Annotated in this window: 27 protein-coding genes; 13 read left to right on the forward strand and 14 right to left on the reverse strand. The window is 61.6% G+C overall.

The genetic code is table 11. From position 1 onward, the window contains the following. Positions 1-178: 178 nt before the first annotated feature. Both ABD833_RS13025 and ABD833_RS13030 read right to left on the reverse strand, forming a co-directional pair. Positions 179-1,264, reverse strand: a complete 1,086-nt coding sequence (locus ABD833_RS13025; protein WP_345073542.1) for a tyrosine-type recombinase/integrase — start codon at positions 1,262-1,264, stop codon at positions 179-181. Between the two features lie 38 nt (positions 1,265-1,302). After that, the gene (locus ABD833_RS13030; RefSeq protein ID WP_345073543.1) at positions 1,303-1,488 is read right to left on the reverse strand and encodes a single-stranded DNA-binding protein; all 186 of its coding nucleotides are present in this window, start codon (positions 1,486-1,488) and stop codon (positions 1,303-1,305) included. A gap of 297 nt (positions 1,489-1,785) precedes the next feature. Here ABD833_RS13030 and ABD833_RS13035 point away from each other — a divergent pair, with 297 nt between their 5' ends. Further along, positions 1,786-3,129 carry a type IX secretion system plug protein gene (locus tag ABD833_RS13035; RefSeq protein ID WP_345073544.1) on the forward strand — a complete coding sequence of 448 codons (1,344 nt, stop codon included), beginning with the start codon at positions 1,786-1,788 and terminating at the stop codon, positions 3,127-3,129. Between the two features lie 260 nt (positions 3,130-3,389). On the opposite strand, the gene ABD833_RS13040 is transcribed toward ABD833_RS13035, so the two are convergent. Together ABD833_RS13040 and ABD833_RS13045 are read right to left on the reverse strand one after the other, a co-directional pair. Next, positions 3,390-4,613: a hypothetical protein gene (locus ABD833_RS13040; protein WP_345073545.1), complete on the reverse strand. Its 1,224-nt coding sequence runs from the start codon at positions 4,611-4,613 to the stop codon at positions 3,390-3,392. Then, positions 4,594-5,592, reverse strand: coding sequence for a DUF2157 domain-containing protein (locus ABD833_RS13045; RefSeq protein WP_345073546.1), 999 nt, complete (start codon positions 5,590-5,592; stop codon positions 4,594-4,596). Before ABD833_RS13045 ends, ABD833_RS13040 begins: the two co-directional genes overlap by 20 nt. 198 nt (positions 5,593-5,790) lie before the next feature. Between ABD833_RS13045 and ABD833_RS13050 the strand changes: the two genes are divergently transcribed. Then, positions 5,791-7,251, forward strand: a complete 1,461-nt coding sequence (locus ABD833_RS13050) for a M48 family metalloprotease (protein ID WP_345073547.1) — start codon at positions 5,791-5,793, stop codon at positions 7,249-7,251. 306 nt (positions 7,252-7,557) lie between these two features. Then, positions 7,558-9,012 (forward strand): M48 family metalloprotease, encoded by a 1,455-nt coding sequence (locus ABD833_RS13055; RefSeq protein WP_345073548.1) that lies wholly within the window; start codon positions 7,558-7,560, stop codon positions 9,010-9,012. A 230-nt stretch (positions 9,013-9,242) separates the two neighbouring features. Here the strand turns inward: ABD833_RS13055 and ABD833_RS13060 are convergent, their stop codons facing one another. The 3 genes from ABD833_RS13060 to ABD833_RS13070 form a co-directional block, all read right to left on the reverse strand. Next, a complete protein-coding gene (locus tag ABD833_RS13060) occupies positions 9,243-9,635 on the reverse strand; it encodes a GxxExxY protein (RefSeq protein ID WP_345073550.1) in 393 nt (130 codons plus the stop codon). A 169-nt stretch (positions 9,636-9,804) separates the two neighbouring features. Next, a complete protein-coding gene (gene ychF, locus ABD833_RS13065; RefSeq protein ID WP_345073552.1) occupies positions 9,805-10,905 on the reverse strand; it encodes a redox-regulated ATPase YchF in 1,101 nt (366 codons plus the stop codon). Positions 10,906-11,120: 215 nt separating this feature from the next. After that, positions 11,121-11,492, reverse strand: coding sequence for a DUF3276 family protein (locus ABD833_RS13070; RefSeq protein WP_345073554.1), 372 nt, complete (start codon positions 11,490-11,492; stop codon positions 11,121-11,123). A gap of 271 nt (positions 11,493-11,763) precedes the next feature. Here ABD833_RS13070 and ABD833_RS13075 point away from each other — a divergent pair, with 271 nt between their 5' ends. From ABD833_RS13075 to ABD833_RS13085, 3 genes are read left to right on the forward strand one after another with little or no spacing between them, the layout of a single operon-like run. Then, a complete protein-coding gene (locus ABD833_RS13075) occupies positions 11,764-12,684 on the forward strand; it encodes a DUF58 domain-containing protein (RefSeq protein ID WP_345073556.1) in 921 nt (306 codons plus the stop codon). A 23-nt stretch (positions 12,685-12,707) separates the two neighbouring features. Further along, entirely contained in the window at positions 12,708-12,995 is a 288-nt protein-coding gene (locus tag ABD833_RS13080) for a hypothetical protein (RefSeq protein ID WP_345073557.1), read from the forward strand. Positions 12,996-13,014: 19 nt separating this feature from the next. Further along, entirely contained in the window at positions 13,015-13,230 is a 216-nt protein-coding gene (locus ABD833_RS13085; protein ID WP_345073558.1) for an SH3 domain-containing protein, read from the forward strand. A 148-nt stretch (positions 13,231-13,378) separates the two neighbouring features. On the opposite strand, the gene ABD833_RS13090 is transcribed toward ABD833_RS13085, so the two are convergent. Then, positions 13,379-14,017 (reverse strand): DNA-3-methyladenine glycosylase family protein, encoded by a 639-nt coding sequence (locus tag ABD833_RS13090; protein ID WP_345073560.1) that lies wholly within the window; start codon positions 14,015-14,017, stop codon positions 13,379-13,381. 272 nt (positions 14,018-14,289) lie between these two features. Continuing rightward, positions 14,290-15,321, reverse strand: a complete 1,032-nt coding sequence (locus tag ABD833_RS13095; protein WP_345073561.1) for a threonine aldolase family protein — start codon at positions 15,319-15,321, stop codon at positions 14,290-14,292. A gap of 115 nt (positions 15,322-15,436) precedes the next feature. Here ABD833_RS13095 and ABD833_RS13100 point away from each other — a divergent pair, with 115 nt between their 5' ends. Further along, positions 15,437-15,766, forward strand: a complete 330-nt coding sequence (locus tag ABD833_RS13100; RefSeq protein ID WP_345073562.1) for a hypothetical protein — start codon at positions 15,437-15,439, stop codon at positions 15,764-15,766. A gap of 226 nt (positions 15,767-15,992) precedes the next feature. Here ABD833_RS13100 and ABD833_RS13105 read toward each other — a convergent pair whose 3' ends face one another. Beyond that, positions 15,993-16,487 (reverse strand): metallophosphoesterase family protein, encoded by a 495-nt coding sequence (locus ABD833_RS13105; RefSeq protein ID WP_345073564.1) that lies wholly within the window; start codon positions 16,485-16,487, stop codon positions 15,993-15,995. A gap of 206 nt (positions 16,488-16,693) precedes the next feature. Between ABD833_RS13105 and ABD833_RS13110 the strand changes: the two genes are divergently transcribed. From ABD833_RS13110 to ABD833_RS13135, 6 genes are all read left to right on the forward strand, one after another. Continuing rightward, the gene (locus ABD833_RS13110) at positions 16,694-17,398 is read left to right on the forward strand and encodes an NUDIX hydrolase (protein ID WP_345073566.1); all 705 of its coding nucleotides are present in this window, start codon (positions 16,694-16,696) and stop codon (positions 17,396-17,398) included. A 23-nt stretch (positions 17,399-17,421) separates the two neighbouring features. Further along, positions 17,422-17,904, forward strand: coding sequence for a hypothetical protein (locus tag ABD833_RS13115; RefSeq protein WP_345073568.1), 483 nt, complete (start codon positions 17,422-17,424; stop codon positions 17,902-17,904). A 168-nt stretch (positions 17,905-18,072) separates the two neighbouring features. Continuing rightward, the gene (locus tag ABD833_RS13120; protein WP_345073570.1) at positions 18,073-19,587 is read left to right on the forward strand and encodes a sensor histidine kinase; all 1,515 of its coding nucleotides are present in this window, start codon (positions 18,073-18,075) and stop codon (positions 19,585-19,587) included. A 7-nt stretch (positions 19,588-19,594) separates the two neighbouring features. After that, positions 19,595-19,876: a hypothetical protein gene (locus ABD833_RS13125; RefSeq protein WP_345073573.1), complete on the forward strand. Its 282-nt coding sequence runs from the start codon at positions 19,595-19,597 to the stop codon at positions 19,874-19,876. Between the two features lie 40 nt (positions 19,877-19,916). Beyond that, positions 19,917-20,306, forward strand: a complete 390-nt coding sequence (locus tag ABD833_RS13130) for a response regulator (RefSeq protein ID WP_345073575.1) — start codon at positions 19,917-19,919, stop codon at positions 20,304-20,306. Continuing rightward, the gene (locus ABD833_RS13135) at positions 20,303-21,346 is read left to right on the forward strand and encodes an adenylate/guanylate cyclase domain-containing protein (RefSeq protein ID WP_345073576.1); all 1,044 of its coding nucleotides are present in this window, start codon (positions 20,303-20,305) and stop codon (positions 21,344-21,346) included. The genes ABD833_RS13130 and ABD833_RS13135 overlap by 4 nt, the downstream gene beginning before the upstream one ends. 198 nt (positions 21,347-21,544) lie before the next feature. Here ABD833_RS13135 and coaD read toward each other — a convergent pair whose 3' ends face one another. The 4 genes from coaD to ABD833_RS13155 all read right to left on the reverse strand — a co-directional run bounded on the left by coaD (position 21,545) and on the right by ABD833_RS13155 (position 23,991). Beyond that, positions 21,545-22,057, reverse strand: a complete 513-nt coding sequence (gene coaD, locus ABD833_RS13140; RefSeq protein ID WP_345073577.1) for a pantetheine-phosphate adenylyltransferase — start codon at positions 22,055-22,057, stop codon at positions 21,545-21,547. Next, a complete protein-coding gene (locus ABD833_RS13145; protein WP_345073578.1) occupies positions 22,041-22,409 on the reverse strand; it encodes a four helix bundle protein in 369 nt (122 codons plus the stop codon). The genes coaD and ABD833_RS13145 overlap by 17 nt, the downstream gene beginning before the upstream one ends. 97 nt (positions 22,410-22,506) lie before the next feature. After that, positions 22,507-23,400, reverse strand: a complete 894-nt coding sequence (locus ABD833_RS13150; RefSeq protein WP_345073579.1) for a DUF3822 family protein — start codon at positions 23,398-23,400, stop codon at positions 22,507-22,509. Positions 23,401-23,478: 78 nt separating this feature from the next. Continuing rightward, on the reverse strand, positions 23,479-23,991 hold the full coding sequence (locus tag ABD833_RS13155) for an NUDIX domain-containing protein (RefSeq protein WP_345073581.1): 513 nt from the start codon (positions 23,989-23,991) through the stop codon (positions 23,479-23,481). Between the last annotated feature and the right edge of the window lie 8 nt (positions 23,992-23,999).

Below are 23,999 nucleotides of genomic sequence, written 5' to 3' on the forward strand. Positions count from 1 at the left end.
CTTAGAATTACTTGTAAAATAATTTTTGGTTTGTATCTGTGTACGCTGTCGTGACATAGCAGGCAACATCTGGATTGCCGCTACTCCGCGATACTGTAAGTAGCGGCAATCCGTCCATAGTACGCTACAAAGTAGCGTAATCCCTGCCAAATTAGGTGGGATTACGCTACCCGGCGCTTCAAAGACCCAGGTCATCCAGGGGGGAGGCAACGCGGGTACGCTGGGCTACGTGCGTATAGATTTCGGTGGTTTTGATACTGGCGTGGCCCAGCAAACTCTGAATCATCCGGATATCGGTCCCGCCTTCCAGCAGGTGGGTGGCGTAGGAGTGGCGCAGCATGTGCAGCGAGACAGGTCGCCGAATGCCGGCACGCCCGGCGGCCTGTTTCACCACCTGTTGCAGGCTGCGGGCACTGTATGGTTCGCCGGGCTGCGCTCCTTCAAACAGGAAAATGACGGGGCGAAACTGTCGGAATTGCTCCCGCAGCAATGGCAGCAGGCTTTCGGGCAAAGGCAGGTCGCGGTCCTTTTTGCCTTTGCCGCCGCGCACGTACAGCGCCATGCGTTTCGCGTCGATGTCGGCCGGGGTAAGGGCCAGCACTTCGCCCAGGCGCAGGCCCAGGCCGTAGGCCAGCATGAGCATGGCGCGGTGCTTGAGGTTGGCGGTGCCTTGCAGCAGCGCCTTCACTTCTTCTTTGGCCAGCAGCTTGGGGTTTTGCAGCGGGCGCTTAGGCCGGGGCACTGCGTAGTAGTGGTGCGGCTGGTCCTCTACCTGCTCATAATAGAACTTGATGGCATTGATAAGCAGATTTTGGTAAGCTTCGGAGATGCCGGTGGCCACGCGCCCGGCCAGGTAATCGAGTACTTCGGGTTTGCTGAGCTCCAGCGGCAGGCGCGGCGCGTGGTGCGCCAGGAACAGCTGGAAAGCCCCCCGGTAATTTTTCAGGGTTTGGGGGCTGTAGCGCTTCAGGGAGATGAACTGGCAATAGCGGGCGAGCAGTGCCTGGGCGGGCGTGGGTGGGGGCAGCTCCGCGGCCAGTGCCGGCACGGCCGGCACGTATATCGGCAGGCCCAGCTGCTGGCAGGCGGCCCGTAGCCTGGCCACCGCATCGGCATCGGCGGGCAGCAGATAGCCGCGGGCGGCGGCCTCGTAGCGCCCGCCCGCGCCGAGAACCGCCGTGCGTACGGCCACGGCTGAGTACGGAAAAAAAACCTGGAAATCGGTGCGCGAAGCCAGCAGGCACAACGAAATGGTAGCTTTCATGGCAGAAGGTCGGCAGAGTGGCCCCAGGAAGCAAGTGTTCAGCCCGTTTCGTTGGGTTTCTTATCGAGCATAATCACCTGCTCGCCGATAATTTCCGTGACGTAGTGGCGCACTCCGGCCGCATCGTCGTAGTGGCCGGTTTTGAGCTTGCCCTCCACGTATACCAGACTGCCCCGGCGTAGGTAGGCTTGGGCCCGCTCGGCCAGGCCGCGCCACCGCCCCACGGTATGCCAGCCACGGTATGCCAGTCCGTGCTGGCGTGGAGGTGGCCGGCTTTGTCGCGGAAGCTTTCGGCGGTAGTCAGCGAGAACCGGGCTACGGCCACGTTGCCGTCGGGCACCTGTACTGCGGGGGCTTTGCCGGGGTGGCCGGTCAGCGTCAGTTTGTTGAGGCCGCGTATAGCTGGGGTGGGGGTAGAGCTTAACCGCTCTGGGGCCGGAGGCGGGCACGATACCGCCCCGGATCAGAAAAAGGCCCTGCCTGCCCGCGCGAAGCGGGCGCTTCGCGCTACATTCGCCCTTATGCATCGTTTTCTCCCACTCCTGCTGGTGCTTGCTCCGGCCTGCGTGCCGCTGGGCACGCCCATCACCGACCCCAACGCCGCCCGCCGCCCCGCCCCGGGGCAGCAGTCCCCGCCCGAGTACTTCGCCGATAAAACCATCCGCTACGAGGATCACGTCTACAACCCCGACGTGCGCTCGGTGCAGTGCTACGTGGCCACGGGCCAGCCCACGGAAGTGTTTCAGCCCCCGGTGGTGCCGCTCGGCCAGGGGCAGCCCGTCACGCTGGAGTTCGATCTGCTGGGCGCCAGCTCCCAGCGCTTCATCGCTAAGCTGGTTCACTGCGACGCCAACTGGCAGCCCTCGGTGCTGACGGATATGCAGTTCCTGAGCGAGATAAATGAGTTTCTCATCACCGACTACCGCACCGGCGTGGGCACCAAGGTGCCCTACTACCACTACCGCATGCAGATGCCGCGAGTGAAGCTCAGCGGCAACTACCTGCTGATGGTGCAGAGCGCGGGTGGGGTTCCGGTGCTGAGCCGGCGGGTGCTGGTGTATGAGAATCAGGTGGAAGTGAGCCTGCGCCAGGGAATTCCGGTGGCCGGGGCGGAGCGCTACACGCTGCAGCAGGTAGATTTTTCCATCGGCTACGGGGGCATCAACCTCGTGAATCCGGCCCAGGAAGTGAAGGTGCTGCTGCGCCAGAACTTCCGCTGGGACAATGCCAAGGGGAACCTGCGCCCCACCTTCGTGCGCGACGCCGAACGGCGGCTGGACTACCAGTACTTCAGCTTCGAAAATGCGTTTGCGGCCGGCAACGAGTTCCGCTTCTTCGACCTGCGCTCCTTGCGGGTGATGGGGGCCGGCATGGCCCAGCTCGACCCCAACGCCTCGCCCCGCGCCGTGCTGCTCACCACCGAGGCCACCCGCAGCGGGCAGGCCTACTCCCAGTACGACGACATCAACGGCCAGCGCGTATTTGAGAACCGCGAATACGGCAGTGGTGCCACCAACGGCGACTACGCCAACGTAACGTTCCAGCTTCGCGCCGAGCAGCAGGCCCCGGGTCCCGTCTACGTCCTGGGCGCCCTCACCGACTGGAAGCTCAGGGACGAGTTCCGGATGACCTACGACCCCGAAACCCAGCAGTACAGCACCCGCGTGCTGCTCAAGCAGGGCTACTACAACTATACCTACGTGGTAGCCAAACCCGGCGCGGCTCCCGATAACGTGTACTTCGAAGGCAGCCACCAGGAAACCGAAAATCAGTACGACCTGCTGGTGTACTACCGCCCACCCGGCACCCGCGCCGACCTGCTCATCGGTTATCAAACCATCACCGTCAACGGCCGCCGCCCTTAGTGGAGCAATGGCGTAGTGGAGCCGGGTGTCTTGCCGCCACTACGCCACCACCACCTCTCGCCGGTGGTCGTTGTTGGGAACAGAACGTCATGCAGAGCACAGCGCAGCATCTCGCATGCGACCGTTGAGTTACCATTCATGCGCCCCCGGGCGAGATGCTGCGCTATGCTCTGCATGACGTGCTTTTCGCGGTGACGACCCCGAGCGCGACACTACGTCAGTGCGGTCTGCTTTTAGGATACTTATCTCGGCGCAGCCGGCTAATACCGGCCCTCGGCGCCGCCGCCGCCGGAGCTGCCGCCGCCGAACCGGAACCCGGGCTCCGGGACTTGCCGGCCGCTTTCCGCCACGTGCGCCAGGGCCAACGATTCCAGGTTCAGGAGTTCCGGATCGGGGCGGTCGGCGGGCTCGGCGGTGAGGCCGTGTTTAGGGGTGCGCAGGTAGCGCATGGCTCCGCCAGCGAGTAGCACGAGCAGGGCGCCGCCCAGAGTCAGGGCCCATTCCGGGGGCAGCAGCTGGCGGTAGAACCGGTAGGTGTAGAGCGAAAAAGCCAGCGTGAGCAGGCCGGTGCACAGAAAAATCCGGTCGGCCCGGCGTAAACCCAGGGTGAGGTAGACCAGGGGAATTGCGGCGGTGAACAGATAAAACAGCGGCGCGAAGCTGATCTGGATGGACGTGGGCAGGTCGTTGAGGGCCGCGTTGGCTTCCCGCACCACCAGGTAGTTGCCGCCCAGGTAGAAGCAGCCCAGGGACAGCGCTTTGGCTATCCGCAGGCAGGTGCGGTAGTACAGGTAATCCGACCGGCGCGTCAGCCGCCGGACGAGCTGGTAGCTGCCGGCGGCGGCCAGCATCAGCACAAACGGCAGCAGAGCTTTTCCCAGGCTGAACTGCAGGGTAAATACGGCTATGATTACCAGATACAGCCCGTAGGCCCCCACGCTCACCAGCGGGTCGGCGTAGCGCACCACGGCGGCCAGCAGCAGGAGCCAGCCCGGCAACAGCAGCAGCGCCAGCAGGCCGCGCGCCATCAGGAGGTCAAAGTCCAGGGCTTGGCGGAACACGATGCCGTAAAAAAGCCCCAGCGCCGTCAGCCAATAGCCCAGCGCCAGGTAGAGCAGGGCGTTGTCGGTGCCCGAGCGGTAGAGGTGATGCGTCCGGATGAGCTGCTCCAGCAGAAAGTAAGCGCCCGCCCCGGCTATCAGACAGCCCGGCAGCAGGCGCAGCTCAAAGGCTTGGTTTCCAACGGTGAGGGACTCATTCACGAAGAGAAAAACCAGACTGGAGGCCGCCAGGCCGGCAAAGCCGGTGAAGAGGAACAGCGCAATCCGGACAAACAGGTGCGGCCGGTAGAAGCCGCTGGCAAATGCCGGCCGGATGGCTTGGGCCTGCTCCGCGGAAATAAGCCCGCTTTTGCACCAGCGCCGGACCGTGGGCTGCACGAGCCGGTTGAAAATCCCCTGCTCGTTATAGGCCTTGCGGTTCATGGATGCCCAGAAGCTTTTTCAGGTTGAGGAGAAACACCACTACGCCCACCAGGGAAAGAGGGAAATACAGAATTGCCAGGGCTCCGAAGATACCCGGACCGGTATCAGCCAGCTGGAAAAACGTGTAGGTGAGGGCCAGGTAGCCGTAGAGCACGCCGAGGAGCAGGAAAAGGTAGGAGTGCGTGCGGCGGGCGTACCAAGCCAAGGCGGCGCTTAGCCCCAGAATCAGCAGCACGGCCAGCCCCGGGGCCAGGAAGCCGGGCTCGGCGGAGTTGCGCCACAGGGCGCTGCCGGCCGCCACCAGGGTCAGGTTGCTGCCCAGCAGCAGGTAGGTGTAGCCGAAATGCTTTTTCACGTTCCAATGCTCCGCCGCCAGCCCCACCGCGGCCAGCCCCAGTCCCAGCCCGACGGCCGCCGCGTCGAGGTGGGGGAGGGCGTAGTTGTTCTGCGTGAAGGCCGACAGCGGCGCAATGGCCACGCCCACCCAGGCCGCCAGTCCCGTAATGGCCATCGACAGTACGCCGCGGTGGTCGAAACGGTAGGCGCAGGCAAAGAACACCACCGTGGGCACCAGCACCAGCAGGCCGTAGCGGGTTCCGAAGAAGGTATATTGAAACTGCAGGTAGCCCACCAGCGTGAGCAGGGTGAGGCAGCCCAGCAGCAGGGCGTAATCGGCGGCCACGGCGGGCTGAGCGGCCTGCCACGTAAAGGGCTGCCGGAGCCGGTAGGCCACCGCGAAGCCGGCGGCGGCGAGCAGGGCCACGGCCGCCACAATCACGCCGTGGCCGATGCTGTCGATATGCTGGTAGATCAGCAAACCCAGCCCGGTGCTGAGCGCCGTCACGCCCACCGACAGCAGCGTGCGCAGCTCGTAGTACAACGAAAAGGGCCTGGTGCGCTCGTAGTGGCTTATCGTGTCGGCCTGCTCCGCCCCTATAAAATTGAGCTGCCGCAGGGAAGCCAGTATTTTGTCCGTCATGGTGCTGCCTGAAAATAGTGGTCGGTTGGCCGGCCGCTGCTGCCGGGTAAACATAGCATTTTCCGGTACGGAACGCCCGATTACGTAGAGGCTGATCTATATTCGCGGCCTGGTGGCCGGCCGTTTGCCCTTGAAGCTGATCTGTAACCAAAGCGCGGGTACCGCGTTGCAGCAAAGCATTCTTTCTCTCCCTGCTCTATGATGAATCGTACGCTGCCGCTTGCCGCCGTCACGCTCCTGTTGGCTTCGGCCTGCTCCACCAATCCCGTCACGGGAAAAAAAGAGGTGATGCTCGTCTCGAAAGGGCAGGAGCTGGCCATGGGTCAGCAGTCGGACCCGGCCGTGACGGCACAGTTTGGCCTCTATCCCGACCCCAAGCTTCAGAAGTTCATCAACGACAAGGGCAAGGCTATGGGCGCTATTTCCCACCGCCCCGAGCTGGCCTACCAGTTCCGCGTCGTCGATTCGCCGGTGATTAACGCCTTTGCCGTGCCGGGGGGCTACGTGTACTTCACCCGCGGCATTATGGCGCACTTCAACAGCGAAGCCCAGTTCGCGGGCGTGCTGGGCCACGAAATCGGCCACGTTACGGCCCGCCACTCGGCCAAGCAGCAAACCAACGCCATCATCGGGCAGGTGGGGCTGATGGGGGCCATGATTGCCTCGCCCCGGCTGGCCCAGTTTGGCGAGCAGGCCACCCAGGGCATGCAGCTGCTGTTTCTGAAGTTCGGCCGCGACGACGAAAGCCAGTCCGATGAGCTGGGGGTGGCGTACTCCTCCAAAATCGGCTACGACGCTTCCCAGATGGCCGACTTCTTCCGGACCCTGGAGCGGGAGCAGGCCAAGAGCGGCACGCCCGCCATACCCGATTTCCTGTCGACGCACCCCAACCCCGCCGACCGCTACAACCGCGTGCACGAGCTGGCCGACCAGTGGAAGCAGCAGAACGGCAACCCCACTACCCTCAAAATCAACCGCGACCAGTATCTGCGCCTCATCGACGGCCTCGTGTACGGGGAGGACCCGCGGCAGGGCTTCGTGGAAAACAACGCCTTCTACCACCCCGAGCTGAAGTTCCGCTTTCCGGTGCCGGCCGGCTGGAAGCACCAGAACACGCCCCAGCAATTCCAGATGGCCGACCCCGCCGGCAAAGCCCTGATGATGCTGGCCCTGGCCCCCGGCGCGTCGCTCGACGAAGCCGCCCAGGCCCTGGCCAAGCAGTTCAGCCTCCAGCCCACCGACCCGCGCCGGGTGAGCGTGAACGGCTTTCCGGCCCTGACTTTCGTGGCCGACCAGGTGCAGCAGGACCCGCAAACCGGCCAGACGGTAGCCGGGGTTCGCACGCTGGTGTATCTGATTCAGGATGGCAAGACCATCTACGCCCTGGTGGGGGCCGCGGCGCCCGCCGATTTCCCGGGCTACCAGCCCACGTTCAGCAGCACCATGGAAGGCTTTGCCCGCCTCACCGACCCCGACAAGCTCAACCGCCAGCCCGAGCACCTCCGCATCAAAACCCTGAAGCTGCGCAGCAGCCTGTCGCAGGCGCTCAAGACCAATGGCGTGCCGGAAAAACGGCTGGAGGAAATGTCGATTCTAAACGGTATGCCGCTGAACGAGCAGGTGAATGCGGGCTCGCTGATAAAAGTGGTGGGCAAGTAATTCCCGGCTATGGTCATGGTCCTGCCAAATCAAGTGCGGCCAGGCTCCGGCCCGGCCGAACGAGCGAAGCGGGTAGGCGGAGCGGCAGGGCTGAATCGGAGGCGTGAAAAACGCGGTTTGCTCGTCTGGCCGGGCGGCAGCTCAGCGGTACTTGCCGGTGCCGGCCGGTAGTTGGCAGGTTTTTTGGCTGGCCCCGGTTAATTCTCGCTTGCAGGGGCGATGCCCGGGCCCGCAACCCTCCCCGCGGGGCCGCCGTTGCAAGCTCATCCTTTCCACTCTACGCGGCCCATGCCGCCGCCCACTCTCATGAATTTCCCTCGTCTTCGCAGCCTGCACACCGGCGCTCTTGCCCTGCTGCTCCTGCCCCTGGCCAGCTCTACTCATCCCACCGAAGGCCCCGGCAAAAAAGCCGTAGCCGCGCCTCCCGTGCAGGGTGCCCAGCCCGACCCACAGATCGTGGCCCAGTTTGGTCTGCTGAACAGTCCCAATCTCCAGCGCTTCATCGATGAGAAAGGGATGCAGATGGGCCGCATATCGGACCGGCCCGCTGATATAAAAGGCTTTACCATCGTCGATTCGCCCGTCATCAACGCCTTTGCCACGCCCGACGGCCACGTGTATTTCACGCGGGGTATTATGGCTCATTTCAACAACGAGGCGCAGTTTTCGGGGGTGCTGGGGCACGAAATCGGCCATATCACGGCCCGCCACGGCCAGAAGCAGCAGACCCGCTCCACCATTGCCAACGGCGCGCTGCTGCTGGGTTCTATTCTCTCGAAGCGGGTGGCCTCCATTGCCCAGCCGGCCTCGCAGGTAGTAGGCCTGGGCCTGCTCAAATACGGCCGCGACGATGAGAACGAGTCGGACCAGCTGGGCGTGAAATACTCCTCCAGGATTGGCTACGACCCGGCCTCGATGGCCGACTTCTTCCTGACGCTGCAGCGCACCGAGCAAAGCAGCGGCGCCGCCACTATTCCCACGTTCCTCTCGTCGCACCCCAACTCGGCCGACCGCTACCAGAACGTGAAAAAGATGGCCGGACAGGCCGAGCAGCAAGCCGGCCGCCAGCTGGCCGTGAACCGCGACCAGTACCTGCGGCTCATCGATGGCCTGCCCTACGGCGACAACCCGCGCGAGGGCTACGTGGAAGGCGGCGTGTTTTACCATCCCGACCTGAAATTCCGCTTCCCCATTCCTGCGGGCTGGAAGTCGCAGAACTCGCCTTCGCAGTTCCAGATGGCGGAGCCCAGCGGCAAAGCCGTCATCATCCTCGTGCCGGCCGGCAGCGGTACGCTCGATGCCGCCGCGGAGGCCCTGGCCAAGCAGCTGAATCTGCAGTCGCCCCAGGCCAGCCGCACCACCATCAACAGCTTCCCCGCCATGGCCATTCAGGGCGACCAGATCGGGCAGGACCAGCAGGGACAGCAGGGCATCACGGCCCGCACGCTCACCTACCTGATTCAGGATGGGCAGTCCATCTACGCCCTGGTGGGCCTGACCGCGCCGGCCGCTTTCGAAACCTATGCTCCCCAGTTTCAGCGGACGGCCCAGGGCTTTGCCCGCCTCACCGAGGCCAGCAAGCTGAACCGTCAGCCCGAGCGTATCCGCATCCGGACGGCCAAAGCGGGCCAGACGCTGGGCTCGGCCCTCGCCGCCAACGGCATTCCCGCCGCCCGCCGCGAAAGCCTGGCCATCCTGAACGGTATGAAGCTTACCGACAAGCTGCCCACCGGCTCGCTGTTTAAAGTAGTGGGTAAGTAGCCTGAACCACGGATTCGTCCGGATTGGTCGGATTTTGTGGACGGCGCTTATTGCTCTCGTCACTAATCCAGGCAGAACGGCACTATACACGTCGGATTTTGTGAACGGCGCTTATTGCTCTCGTCACTAATCCAGGCAGAACGGTACTATACACGTCGGATTTTGTGGACGGCGCTTGTTGCCCCACTCAAACTAGAACGACACGTTTCCTGAATTGGAAGCGTGTCGTTTTAGTTTGGGTGGGGTTGGTTTTTGAGGAATCGTTTGTGTTTCAGGCTGGCTTCGCCGAAGTTGATGAGCAAGCCGACCTCCAGATGGTAGGCTTCCAGGTAGTTGATGATCTGAGCATAATGAGACAGGTTAAGCTCTGTCAGGGCCTTCAGCTCGACCAAGACTGTTTGCTCTACCAAAAAGTCAACCCGCCGCGCGCCTACTTGTACATCCTGGTAGAAAATCGGCATTTCGATTTCCCGCGCGAAAATCAACCCTGCCCGCTCCAATTCTACGGCCAAGCTACGCTGGTAAATAACCTCCTGAAAACCGTTGCCCAACGTTCGGTGAACCATCATGGCGCAGCCAATAATACGGTGCGTTAGCTCATTGAAGCGGGTATCGAGCAGCATAGCAATGGCATAAAAAATGGCTGAGCAGCTAAAGCCGCCCAGCCACAATCTAAACCGGAATTGCGCCCGCGCAATCAATCGTCCACAAAATCCGACCAATCCGAAAAATCCGGACGAATCCGTGGTTCAGAAATTCGACCAATCCGAAAAATCCGGACGAATCCGTGGTTCAGACATTAAACCGGAAGTGCATGATGTCGCCGTCCTGCACCACGTATTCCTTGCCTTCCACGGCCATCTTACCGGCTTCCTTGATCTTGACCTCGGTCTTGTACTCCTGGTAATCGGGCAGCTTGATAACCTCGGCGCGGATGAAGCCTTTCTCGAAGTCGGAGTGAATGACGCCGGCCGCCGCCGGGGCTTTGTCGCCGCGGTGGATGGTCCAGGCGCGTACTTCCTGCACGCCGGCGGTGAAGTAGGTAATCAGGTTCAGCAGCTCGTAGGAGGCGCGGATCAGCTTGTTCAGGCCCGACTCGGTGAGGCCGTACTCGCCCAGGAACATTTCCTTTTCCTCGGGGTCTTCCATGTCGGCAATCTGCTCCTCGATGGCCGCCGATACCAGCACCACCTGGGCACTTTCGGCTTTCACGTGCTCGCGCAGCGCCGTCACGTGGTGGTTGCCGTTGGTCTTAATGCTGGCCTCGTCCACGTTGGCCACGTAAATCACGGGCTTGATGGTGAGCAGCTGCAGGTCGGCCACGGCTTCCAGCTCCGTTTCGTCGGCCACTATGGCGCGGGCATTCTGCCCGGCTTCCAGCGCCGTCTTGAAGCGCTGCAACGCCACTACTTCCTTTTTGGCCGCCGCGTCGCCGGCTTTGGCCGAGCGCTCCGACTTCTGCAGCTTCTTGTCGATGCTTTCCAGGTCCTTGAGCTGCAGCTCGGTGTCAATCACGTCCTTGTCGAACACCGGATCGACGCCGCCGGCCACGTGCACGATGTTCGGATCGTCGAAGCAGCGCACCACGTGAATAATGGCGTCGACCTCGCGGATGTTGGCCAGGAACTTGTTGCCCAGCCCTTCCCCCTTGGAAGCGCCTTTCACCAGGCCGGCAATGTCGACGAACTCGATGATGGTCGGCAGCACCCGCTTGGGATTCACCAGCGCTTCCAGAATCTGGAGTCGCTCGTCGGGCACGGTAATCACGCCCACGTTGGGCTCGATGGTGCAGAACGGATAGTTGGCCGATTCGGCCTTGGCGTTCGAAAGGGCGTTGAACAGCGTGGACTTACCCACGTTCGGCAAACCGACGATTCCGCAGCGGAGACCCATGGTTTCAAGTAAGAAGGAGGAATTAAGAAGTAGGAAGTAAGCCTTGGGAGCTGTTCCAAGGGGCAAATGTACGGCTGATTTCCGGGGAAAGCAGCAGCAACTGCCCGCTTCCCACCGGCGGAGGGGCACGCAAACGGCGCGCCGGGGCTGAAAACCGGGGCGCGCCGTGGGCAGATGGAGGCAGCGTAAGGCTTGTTCTCGCTAGGCCGGGTCCGTTAGTAGTTATCGTCGCTCACGTTGCCGTTCACGGGCGTGGGGTCGTGGTTGTCGCTGTGGTAGGGCTGCTCGTCGTAGGGCTGCCGGGGGCGGTCCAGCTCGGCTACTTCCTCTTCGCTCAGCAGCTCCTCGCGGACGTACTCCACGGCATCCTGCAGGGCATCCACGAACTTGATGAAGTCTTCCTTGTACAGGAATATTTTGTGTTTCTCGTACGTGAACGTGTCGTCGTCGCGCAGCTTGCGCTTGCTTTCCGTGATGGTGAGGTAGTAGTCCTGACCCCGCGTTGCTTTCACGTCGAAAAAGTACGTGCGCTTACCCGCTTTAATGCGTTGGGAGTAAATTTCTTCCTGATCGTGACGGTCTTCCACGGGCCTTCCAAGGGTTGAGTTATTCCAAGATGATTGAATTGCTTCCCAAAGTAAATCGTTCGGACCGGATATAAAAATTTCGGGGTCTTATTTTTTAGTCAAAACCCTGGCTATCTTTGTTAAGCGGCGGTTTGGGCAGCCCAGGAACCGGCATTCCTTCGACCGAACGGCCAAAAGCAGCCCGTTGAATCCAGTCGAGTCGATACCTTAGCCCGCTTGCTTCCGCGGGAGTTGCTGCTAAGCTTTATTCCATTTTTTTAATATTTGCCGTATGGCCCAACCACTTGACCTGGCTGCCGTCCGTTCGTTCGAGAACCTGGAGTTTCTGGCCCGCCAGCTGGTGGAAGGCTTTATCACGGGGCTGCACCAGTCGCCCTACCACGGCTTTTCGGTGGAGTTCTCCGAGCACCGCCTCTACAACCCCGGCGAAAGCACCCGCCACCTCGACTGGAAGGTGTTTGCCCGCACCGATAAGCTCTTCGTGAAGCGCTACGAGGAGGAAACCAACCTGCGCTGCCACCTGCTGCTCGACGTGAGCCCGAGCATGTACTATCCGGCTCCGGGCCACGACAAGCTGCGCTTCGCGGTGCTCTGCGCGGCGGCCCTCACCACGCTGCTGCAAAAGCAGCGCGACGCCGTGGGCCTGGTCACCTTCGCCGACCAGGTGGAGCTGCAGACGCCGGTGCGCTCCACCACCGCCCACCGCCACACGCTGCTGCTCACGCTGCAACAGCTGCTGGAGCGCCCATCCGCGCCACGCGGCGCTACCACCGACGTAGCGGGCGTCATCCACCAGATTGCCCAGCAGATTCCCAAACGCTCGTTGGTGGTGCTGTTTTCGGATATGCTGGGCCGCAGCCCCGAGGAGCAGACCCGCAGCCTGGCCGCGCTCCAGCATCTGCGCCACCAGCACCACGAGGTGCTGCTGTTCCACGTCATGGACCGCGCCACGGAGGCAGATTTCGACTTTGCCGACCGGCCTTACCTGTTCGAGGACGTGGAAACCGGGGAGCAGATCAAGCTGCAGCCGGCGCAGGTGCGCGAGCAGTACCGCGCCGCCATGCGCGACTACGAGCACGAGCTGGCCCTGCGCTGCGGGCAGTTCAAGATTGATTTCGTGCCGGTTGATATCCGTGAGCCCTTCGATAAAGTGCTGTACGCCTACCTCGTGAAGCGCCGCAAAGTCCGATAGCCACCCTTACCCTTACTGTGATTATGGAAACCTTAGCAGCTATTTATCCGCCCCTGAGCTTATGGCACTGCCGCGTTTGCGGGCTGGCGTACGAAGAATCTCCCTGGGGCCTTGATGACCAGACCCCGGACTTTACTTTTTGCGAGTGTTGCGGAGCCGAGTTCGGCTACCACGACTATTCCCCCGCCGGGGCGCGCCGGCACCGGGAACGGTGGCTGAAAGATGGGGCCTCATGGTTTTACCCCAATCTGAAGCCGGCCGACTGGCAGCCCGAACGGCAGCTGGAATATATTCCGGAACGATACCGGTAGTTTGCGGTTTCCTCAATCGATGGATCCTGCTCTTGCCGTTGCCCTGTGTTTTCCGTGCCTGCTGTCCGGCCTGCTCACAGCTTATATTGCCCACATGAACGACCGGTCGCTGTGGCGGTGGCTGCTGTTTGGGTTCTGCGTGCCCTTCGTGGGCATCTTCGTGGCTATGGTCGTCACCTACCTGGATCAGCGGCGGGCGGACCGGTACGCCGGAAAGAAAACGGAGCCGGAGTAAGGCTGCCGCTTCTGGGTCTGGGTGCTGATCGGCTGCGGCTTGCCCTACGCGTCGCTCTTCGTCATCATGCTCGTGGTGCACCGCGACCGGCAGAAGGCCGCGGATCAACCTGAATTGGCCGTTGCGCTGAAAGCGGCCGCGGAAGCCGCTACCTGGTTGGCTCATTGTCCAACGACTGCCACAGGTACTTGCTGGCAATGCTGCGGTAAGGGCGCCAGGCTTCGGCAATTTCCGTCATGCGGCGCAGCAGGGCCCGGCCGGTTTCTTGCAGGCCGTAGTGTCGGCGCATGGCGTTCTGCACGCCCAGGTCGCCTTCGGGAAATACGTCCGGCTGGTCCAGGGCAAACATCTGCAGCATCTGGGCCGTCCAGCGGCCCACGCCCTTAATCCGGGTGAGGTGCCGGGTAAAGGCGTCGGCGTCGAGCTGGCTGAGGTGGGCGTGGTCAAGCTCGTCGCGCTGGGCGAAGCGGGCAATGTCGTGCAGGTAGCCCGCTTTCTGGCGCGAGATGCCCGCCGCGCGCAGATCTTCCTCCGGCAAAGCCAGCAGGGCCGCCGGCTCGGGGTAGCCGTCGGGCAGAAACAGCGCCTGCACCCGCCGCCAGATGGCCGCCGCGGCCTTGGTCGAAATCTGCTGGCTGACGATGGCCCGCAGCAGCGCCAGGTACAGATCTTCGTGGGCCGAGGGCTGCACTACGTGGCCCCGGGCAATGATGGCTGCCAGCACCGGATCAACCTGGCTGAGGTAGTGCCGCGCGACGGAGTAGTTGGGTGGGGATGGAGCAGCCATCGGTCGGGTTTGGCGCAGTGGTGCCACGACTTTTTGGTCGTGGTACCACTATCGTTGCTGAGGCACGAACAATTTTTGGTCGTGGTACCACTATCGTTGCTGAGGCACGAACAATTTGTGGTCGTGGCACCACTATCGTTGCTGAGGCACGAGCAAGGCCGTTGAGGAGGATGCTACGGCCTGTTGCGCCCCGCTGGCCGGTCGGTAGCGGTTTCCCGGGTTGTTCAACGATAGTGGTACCACGACCAAAAAGTCGTGGCACCACTGCGCGCTTAGTCCCGTATGGCCGCCAGCGCGGCTTCGATGCGCCCGATCATGGCGTCATCCACGTCGAGGTGGGTGACGAAGCGGATCATCTGCGGGCCGAAAGCCGAGGCTTTGATGCCCAGACTCTCGAGCCGGGCCAGGAACTGCTCGGAGAGCATTTCGTCGCGGAGGCGGAAAATAACCAGGTTGGTATCGGCGGGCAGCACGAAATCGACGTAGGGCTGGGCCGCCAGCGTGGCGGCCAGCTGCCGGGCGCGGCGGTGGTCGTCGGCCAGGCGCTCCACGTTGTGCTGCAGGGCGTAGAGGCCCGCCGCGGCGAGGTAGCCGGCCTGGCGCATGCCGCCGCCCATCACCTTGCGGATGCGCTTGGTTTTCTGAATAAAAGCTTTGCTGCCCAGCAGTACCGAGCCCACCGGCGCCCCCAGGCCCTTCGACAAGCACACCGAGATGGAGTCGAACAGCCGGCCGTATTCGGTGGATTCCTGCCCCGTGGCCACCAGAGCGTTGAAGATACGGGCCCCGTCGAGGTGCAGCGGAATCTGGTGGCGGCGGGCCACGTCGGCAATAGCCTCGATTTCGGCCAGCTCATAGCAGCTGCCGCCGCCGCGGTTGTGGGTGTTTTCGAGCGAAATAAGGCTGGTGGTGGGGTAATGCACGTTCACGGGCCGGATGGCGGCTTCTACCTGCGCCGCGGTGAGGCGGCCCCGGTCGCCGGCCAGCAGCGCCACGGAGGCCCCCGAGTGAAACGCAATGCCACCCACTTCCCAGAGGTAGATGTGCGAAGTCTGCTCGCAGACAACTTCCGATAGCGGCTCAGTGTGGGCCTTGATGGCAATCTGGTTGGTCATGGTGCCGGAGGGGCAGAACAGGCCGGCTGCGAGCCCGAAACGGGCGGCGGCCTCCTGTTCGAGGGCCCGCACCGTGGGGTCTTCCTCATATACGTCGTCGCCGACCGGGGCGCGGAACATGGCCTCCAACATGGCCGAAGTGGGCCGGGTAACGGTATCGGAGCGCAAATCAATTAGGGGTTCTGACATAGCTGAGGCCACTTAGGGGAGCGGGAAGGTAAGGAAGAAGGCAGCACTATTTTGGGTTTCAAAAATAAGACTTACTTTTGCCCCTCCTTTACAAAAAGACTTAACCGACCCGGATATGAGTATCACCCGACTGAAGCGCAAGCATCGCAAGAACATTGCGCGCGCCAACAACAAGCAGCGCATCATCAAGCAACTGCTCCTCACGCCCGTTCTGAAGAACGTGGACATCGAAGAGCTGAAAGCCAGCTTCAACGGCGGTGCTGCCCCTGCCCAATCGGCCACCAAAGCTGAGAAAGCCGCGGCCCGCACCCAGAAACAGGCTGACACCGACGCCAGCAGCACCAAAGACAACGCGGCGGCTTTCGACGACGCGGAAGCCGTAACCAAGCCCGTGACGGAAGAAGGTCAGGCGGGTGAGCATCCAAAGCCGGAAATTGCCCTTTAACTAGCTTGCCATCCGAGTCGGTTGGCTTCTCATAGAATACAAAAAGCACCTTTTCCCGCGGGAAAAGGTGCTTTTTGTGTTACCGCCAGCGAAGCCATGCGTTCGGCGCATCGAAGAAAGCCGGATGAACAGAAAAGCCCTGGTGGGCGCCTGCGCCACGTCTTTCGGCGGGCAGGAAACCGGTTGCGTTGGCGGGGACGGAGTGCTTCGCCGGCCACTGAGAGGGTTACTTCGGCCCCAGCTCAACCACCTGAAGCTGCTGGACCTTGCCATTGGCCACCTCAAACCGCAGCAGGGTACGCACTTTGTGGAAGCCCTGGCGGCCGGCGGCGCCGGGGTTCAGGTGGAGCAGGTGCAGCCGCGGGTCGGGCATCACCTTCAGAATATGCGAGTGGCCGGTGATGAACAAACCCGGCTGTTCCCGGGCCAGCAGCGGCCGGGCTGCGGGGGCATAGTGGCCGGGGTAGCCGCCAATGTGAGTCATCAGCACCTTCAGGCCCTCGATTTCAAACGCCTGCACCAGGGGCTGGCTCAGGCGCACGTCGCGGCCGTCGATGTTGCCGTACACGCCGCGCAATGGGGCTACGATGGCCAGCTGCCCGGCTACGTCGGCGGTGCCAAAGTCGCCGGCATGCCAGATTTCGTCGCAGCCGCGCAGGTGGTGCAGAATCCGCTCGTCGAGGTAGCCGTGGGTATCGGAAAGCAGGCCGATTTTTTTCATCTGGGGGTAAAGGTAGCGGGGGTGAAGGGCTTACGCCGGCCTCGGATGCGTTAAAATATATAGTTCAGCCCGACCCGGCAACGGAACCGGCTGCATCCCGTATCTTGCCCGTCTTCCGGTGATTTTCGTTTGCCAGTATTTATGCTGTGTTTTGCAAGGTTGCCCGGCGTCATTTCTTTCCATTTGCCCTTCCAGATTACCCTGCGATGAACGTCTTCATCAACGATATACCGCTGATCATCAAAAAGACCAGCGACAAAGTCTACAAGCACCGCTACGACCTCGTGCTGAGTGCCGAAGAGGAGTTTACGTCCAAGGATCTTATTGGCGACGTGCTGGTGCGCGACGTGACGGACGTGTTCGTCGACCGGCTGCTGCGGCTGATGGAGGTGAAAAAGCTCAAAAAGCTGAAGTCGCTGACGATGCTGGCCCGCAAAAAGCCCCGGCTGATTCTGCACCTGAAAGACCAGTTCCGCATTGTGAAAGCCGCCGGCGGGCTGGTGGTGAAAGACGGGCTGATTCTGATGATTTACCGCCTCGGCAAGTGGGATTTGCCGAAGGGCAAACTCAAGCGGGACGAAGACCCCGCCATTGGCTCGCTGCGCGAAGTGGAGGAAGAATGCAACATCAAGATTGAGCTGGGCGACAAGCTGCCGAGCACCTGGCATTCCTACGCCTACAACGGCAATAAAATTCTGAAAAAAACGAATTGGTACATCATGCGCTGCACCGACGATTCGCTTATGAAGCCCCAGGCGGAAGAGTATATCGAGGAAGTGCGCTGGATGAATCCGCAGGAGGCGCTGGCCGTACTCGATGCCTCCTACGCGTCCATTGCCCTGGTCGTGCGGCATTACCTGGGCGAAATAACCGGCAAGGAGTCGGCCAAGGAGCCCGCCAAAGAAAAATAAATTTACCCTTGTTCGTTTCGCCGATGCGCCCGTTCCGCTACTTAACTATTGTATTGGCATTGAGCGGCATGGCCGCCTGTACCGGTACCCAGACCACCGCCGAGAAAAGTGCCCCCGGCCTGGCCGGAGCTACCACCACGCGGCCCAATACGCTGGATATGCCCGCGCTGGTGGGCCGTAACATCGACCAGATCCGCCGGGCTCTGGGGCCACCTTCAGAAACGAAAGAGCAGGCTATCGGCCTTGAGCCGACGGCAGAGCAGATGCGGGCCACCAAAGGGGAGGACTGGATCAATACGTTCGAGAAAAACGGCTCTACTATCGTCGTCACCTTCAATGCCCGCACCCGCAAGGTCCTGGACCTGGTGCTGATCGGGTCGAACGAGGATGAGCTGATGCGTCGGGGCAATCTGAGCCTGACGGCCCCGAACTATCTGGTGTTGCCCGTCACCAATCCCAGGAACGCCGATCAGGTGTCGGGGGTGCGGGTGGTATCGCGCCGCTGATAGCAGATAACCGTCTTTTAGCTACCGCTTGCTCAGTACGGGCAGCCGGCTTCCGGCCTTCGGGGGGAAGTGGGCTGCCCGTTTGGCGTTGTATTCAGGGAATAGTCGCCGGAGCCCATACTCCGGCTTCTTTGATAAAAGCTAAAAGCTCCGATATTGGCCCTGATTATGCAAAAGCCGGCCAAGCCTAGTCGTGGCTTCACTATTCGTGAAGGCGACGACACTCTTTATATCCAGAAACCCGGGACCAATAAAAGCTGGACGCTGACCAAGCATACGCTCAAGGCTAAGGACCTGCCCGCTATGGACATCGACGGCGAACTACTGTTCAGCATTATTCCGGCCCTGATTATCGTGCGGCTGCTGCGCCGGTTTCTGGACCTGCCAAACCACCTGCCCTGGGTGAGCCGGGTGCTGCGCTGGATCTGGGTGCCCGCGATAGTCTTATTTCTGGCCGACCAGATTTTCCGGTTTCCCACCAAGCTGCTTGATGAAGGCTACCGCCTCGGAGTGTATGCGGTGGTGATTCTGGTTCTGGTAGCGCTTCGCCGCTACCGGCCGGCCCGCACGATCTTGCTGGCGATGCTGCCTTACGTGCTCTACACGGTTGTTGACCTGGTGCTTACGGCGGGGGATATAGAGCTGGGGGAGAGCTACGACGATATGGTGAATAACTCGCAGGGCTTTGCCATCCTGTGGTTGGTGGCCTTCGTGCTTGTGGCCCGCAGCCAGAAAAAGGCCCTGGAAAAAGAGCGCCTGGCGCGCGAAGAGGAAGAAAAGGCCCGGCAGCTTATTGCGGCCCAGAATATTGAACTGGAGCGGCAGGTAGCCGAGCGCACCTCCGCGCTGACCCGGCAGGCCCAGGAGCTGCGCGAAACGCTGACCGAGCTCAAAACCACCCAGGCCCAGCTGATTCAGGCCGAGAAGATGGCCAGTCTGGGCGAGCTGACGGCCGGTATTGCCCACGAGATTCAGAATCCGCTCAACTTCGTCAACAACTTCTCCGAGGTGAGCGTGGAGCTGCTGCATGAGCTGCAGGAAGGCCCCCTGCGCCAGCTGCCCGACCCGGAAAAGCAGTACGCCGCCGAGCTGCTGAACGACTTGGTGCTGAACCTGCAGAAAATAACCAGTCACGGCAAGCGGGCCGACAGCATCGTGAAGGGAATGCTGGAGCACAGCCGCGCCAGCACCGGCGAGCGGCAGCCCACCGACCTCAACGCCCTGGCCGACGAATACCTGCGCCTGAGCTACCACGGCCTGCGGGCCAAAAACAAAAGCTTCAACGCCCTGCTCACCACTGATTTCGATCCGCAGCTCCCCCTGGTCGAAGTCGTGTCGCAGGAAGTGGGGCGGGTGCTGCTGAATATGTTTACCAATGCGTTCTACGCCGTGCAGCAGCGCCAGCTCCAGGGCGAGGCCGGCTACGCCCCCGAAGTGCGCGTGACCACCCGCCACCGGGCCGACGAAATTGAAATCCGGGTGCGCGACAATGGCACGGGGATGCCCGAAAGCGTGCAGGCGAAGGTATTTCAGCCCTTTTTTACCACCAAGCCCACCGGCGAGGGCACCGGCCTGGGCCTCTCGCTCAGCCACGACATTATCGTGAAAGGCCACGGCGGCACGCTGCAGGTCGACAGCCAGCCGGGGCAGTTTACCGAGTTTATTATTACGCTTCCCGTCTGATGCTACCATGCCTCGCTCACTGCTACGCTCGCTGAAACCACTGCTGCTGCTGGTAGTGATGCTGACTCTGCTGAGCGGCTCGCCGAACGCGCGACCAGGCATCCGCTACCGGGAGGCCGCCGCCGGTTCGCTACGGCGGGTGCTGGCCGGACCGCGGGCGGACGTAAACCGCCGGCGTATTTTACCGCACCTGAGCGATTCGGGGGGGTACGCACAGATCGGTGGTATGCTCACGGTGCTCAGTCGGGAAGGTCCGGGTAGCGAGTTTATCGTTAGCTTACCCGGCTGAAAAAAACGGTTTTCCTATTGTTTATAGTAGCTTTACCGGGATGAAAATACTGGTTGTCGACGACGAAAAAGACGTGCGGACGTTGTTTGAGCAGCGGTTTCGCCGCGAAATTCGGAGCGGAGAGCTGGAGTTTTTCTTTGCCTATTCGGGGGAGGAAGCGCTGGCTTACCTGCACGATCATTTCTCGGAAGTGGTGCTGATTTTGTCCGATATCAACATGCCGGGCATGAGCGGGCTGGAGCTGCTGCGCCACATCCGCCAGGACTATGAGGTCGATCCGCCCCCGCCGCCCGCGGTGATGATGATAACGGCTTACGGTGACCAGGAAAGCTACGACGAAGCCATTCGGCTGGGGGCCAGTGATTTGCTGACCAAGCCGGTGGATTTCGCGGCGCTCAAAGAAAAGCTTCATTCGCTGAACAAGGCATGAAAACAAAAATACTGGTGGTCGACGATGAGGCCGATCTGGAGCTGCTCATCAAGCAGAAGTTCCGCCGTAAAATCCGGGAGGGCGAATACGAGTTCGTATTTGCCAGCAATGGCCAGGAAGCCCTGAACCGCGTGGCCGAGCACCTCGATACCGCCATCATTCTCTCCGATATCAACATGCCGGTGATGGATGGGCTTACGCTGCTCACCAAGCTGCACGAGGCCAACCCAACCATCAAAACCGTGATGGTATCGGCCTACGGCGACATGGCTAACATCCGCACGGCCATGAACCGCGGGGCTTTCGACTTCGTGTGCAAGCCCATCGATTTTGCCGATCTGGAAGTGACGATGGAGAAAACTATCCTGCAGGTGCAGCAGCTGCGCGATACGCTGCGGGCTATTCAGGAGAACAACATCCTGAAGATGTACGTCGACGAGACGGTTATCAACTTCATGGCCCGGCCCGGCTTCGAAAATACGCTGCTGGCCAGCGAAACGGTGGAAGCTACCGTGGCTTTCATCGATATCTGCGGCTTCACGTCGCTGTCGGAAAAGCTGCCGGCGGCCACCGTGGTGCAGATGCTCAACGCCTACTTCGACCAGATCGTGAAGCACATCATTGCCCAGGGCGGCCACGTCGATAAGTTCATGGGCGACGCCGTAATGGCCGTGTTCCGGGGCGAGTACCACCTCGACCGCGCCATCGACGCGGCCCTGGCCATCCGCACCACGCTGCAGGCCAACCACGACTCGCTGCTGGGGCAGGAGTACAGCCCCAAGATTTCCGTGGGCATCAACACCGGCGAAATGGTGTCGGGCAACATCGGCTCGGCCTCGCTCCGCCGCCTCGACTACACCGTTATCGGCGACGTGGTCAACGTAAGCCAGCGCCTGCAGTCGACGGCCCGGCCGGGCCAGATCGTTATCAGCGAAGCGGCGTACCAGAAAGTGAAGGAGTCGTTTCACTGTGAGCCCATCGGCGAAATGACCCTGAAAAACAAGGCTGCGCCGATGATGACCTACGAAGTGGTGGCGTAGTGTTCCGGCAGTCGCCTGTCATCCTTTATCTGGCGTCCGCAGAGCGAAGGACCTTCCTCGGATAACCTGCAGCTCTACTTTCAATGCTTGAAGCCCTTTGCCGCGCCAACGGGAAAGGGCTTTGCTCATTCAGAGCGGAGTTGCAGAGAGTCAGAGGCGGGTCCTTCGCAAGCTCAGGACGACAGCCGGATTTCAGGTTTACCCCAACTCCACGTAGGGCGGGAGCGGAAACGGCACGAAGTCGTCGACATTGCCCCCGAAGCGGTGAATTTCGCGGATGATGGTGCTGCTGATGGCCGCCAGGGCCGGGGAAGTAATCAGAAACACGGTTTCCAGCGCGGGGTTTACGTGGCGGTTGGCCTGGGCAATGGTGTTTTCGTACTCGAAGTCGGTGGTGTTGCGCAGGCCCCGGAGCAGGTACCGGGCGCCGGCCTGCCGGGCGAAATCGGCAGTCAGGCCCTTGTAAGCCTGCACCGACACCCGCGGCTCGTCGCGAAAAACCTCCTCAATCATGGCTACCATCTGTTCCACGGGCAGGTAGCGGCTTTTGCTGCTGTTGTTGCCGATGGCAATGATGATTTCATCGAACAGCCCCACGCCGCGCCGCACCACGTCGAGGTGGCCGTTGGTGAACGGGTCGAAGGAGCCGGGAAACAGCGCAATCCTCCTGGAATTCTGAATGCTGAATTCTGAATTATGAATTGGGGTCATGCGGGCCGTGCTTACTGGTGAGCAGGATGCTGTTGAGGATTTTGAGCAGTGCGAGGCATTCGGCGGGCAGGGAGTGGAAGGCTGAGTCGTTCAGGTAGTTGTTGTCGTGCAGCAGGCGGAGCCAGTAAGAAGTTTCGCGGGCTTCCCTGGCCGAAATGGCCAGCTTATGCTCAAAGTCGGCCTTGGATACGCCGGCCAAAGCCTCCTCCACGTTGGCCCCGATAGAGGTGCCGCTACGGAGCAGCTGCTTCGACAAAACGTATTCCCGCTGTTCTGTCGGCAGATACTTAGATGCCTTCCCAATGCGCGAAGCAAAAGCAAACGACTTATCCCGAACCGCATTAGGCTTCATGGTTTTTGAATTCTGACTTCTGAATTCGTTTTCAATGGCCTGAATGGTTTAAACAGGAACCAGCAGCAATTCATAATTCAGAATTCAAAATTCAGAATTATTCACACAGGTGCAGCGCGTAGAGCTCGAAGTAGCGGTACTCGAATACGTCGTTGAGGCGGTAGCTGTAGGCCAGGTCGAAGGGGCGGTTGCCGAAGCGGACGTGGCGGATGTACTTGCGCAGAATGGTGAACAGCTCGGAGTCGTGGGTTAAGTCGCCCCATACCACAACCGGGTCCTGGTCGGGGTTGAGCTGCAGCTCCTGCATCACCAGGATGGTGTAGTAGATCAGGTCTTCGGCCGAGGTGAAGGCAAACACGTTGCAGAACTCCACCCGCTTGTCGCGGACGGCCACGATGGTCAGCTCCTGGTGGGCAACACTCAGGTAAAGCCGCCGCGGCCCCGACTGCTCGCTTTGGTGAATCACGCCTTCGAGCAGGGCACTGGTCTGGTGCACCAGCTTGCCGGTGGGGTAGGTGGACTGAAACCAGTCGGCCAGGGTTTTTTCGGCCGCGAAGATGCTCACCGTTTCCAGGGTGGAATGACGGTAATGCCGCACGGTTTCATGGTCAGCGTCCACCTGATGATGCAGGCGCAGGAAGGCGGCTTCGTCGCCTTGCCGGAAGAGGGGGGCCGGCAGGAGGGTGAAAAAGCGGTTTTGTACGGCCAGCCGCACGCTGTTCCACCCGGTCTGGCCCACCAGGTCGTGCTGGGCCGCCAGCGCCCGGAACTGCCCGGCCAGGGAGGCTGCGGGGGCAATAGCGTAATCGTCGAGGGCCACAAACTTGTTGCGCCGCACATCGGCTACGCCCACGCGCAGACCCGCTGGTCCGGCCGTGAGGTAAAGGTTGTAGGCCGCCAGATCATCCCCCGTCAGCGTTTCGTCGCGCAGGGAGTACTGGGCAACGGGGGTGGCGGCGGAAACGACGGAAGCGGAAGCAGTAATGGACACGGCAGGCAGGGCAATAGGCACGGTAGGGCCGCTAAAGGTACGAAAGGGAATGGCCTCGCCGCAGGCGGCAACCGGTTCTTACCGGAAGAGATTATAGGGGATATACACGTCGTCGGGGCTGATGATGTGGCGCAGCACCGGGTGCACCTGCGCAATGGGCAGGGCCGCCAGCTGCCGGGGCGTGCAGTAGGCCAGGGTGGTAAGCAGCTGCGCCCCGGCCGCGTGCTCGGGGTCGGAGCCGAGCCGCGGCCGGGCCGTCGGGTCGGTGGGCTTCACCTCAAAAAACAGCTCCAGCGCCTGCAGGGTCTCATTCCCGAATTCATGCAGATGCAGGAAGCGGCCTACCGAAACCCTCAGGTTGGTTTCTTCCTGGTATTCGCGGCGCAGGCAGTCCTGAATGGTTTCGCCAAACTGCCAGCCCCCGCCCGGCGGCGACCAGAACAGCGCTTCGTCGGGCAGCATGCCGCGGTGGGCCGTGAGCAGCACCGCGCCGTCCTGCACCAGCAAGCCACAAACCCGCACCCGCACCTGGCCCTGGTAGGCGGCCAGAAGAGAATTGGTCGCGTTGAAATCGGAAGAGGAATCAGGCATAACGGAAG

This window comes from Hymenobacter fastidiosus, assembly GCF_039539565.1.
GTDB lineage: Bacteria > Bacteroidota > Bacteroidia > Cytophagales > Hymenobacteraceae > Hymenobacter > Hymenobacter fastidiosus.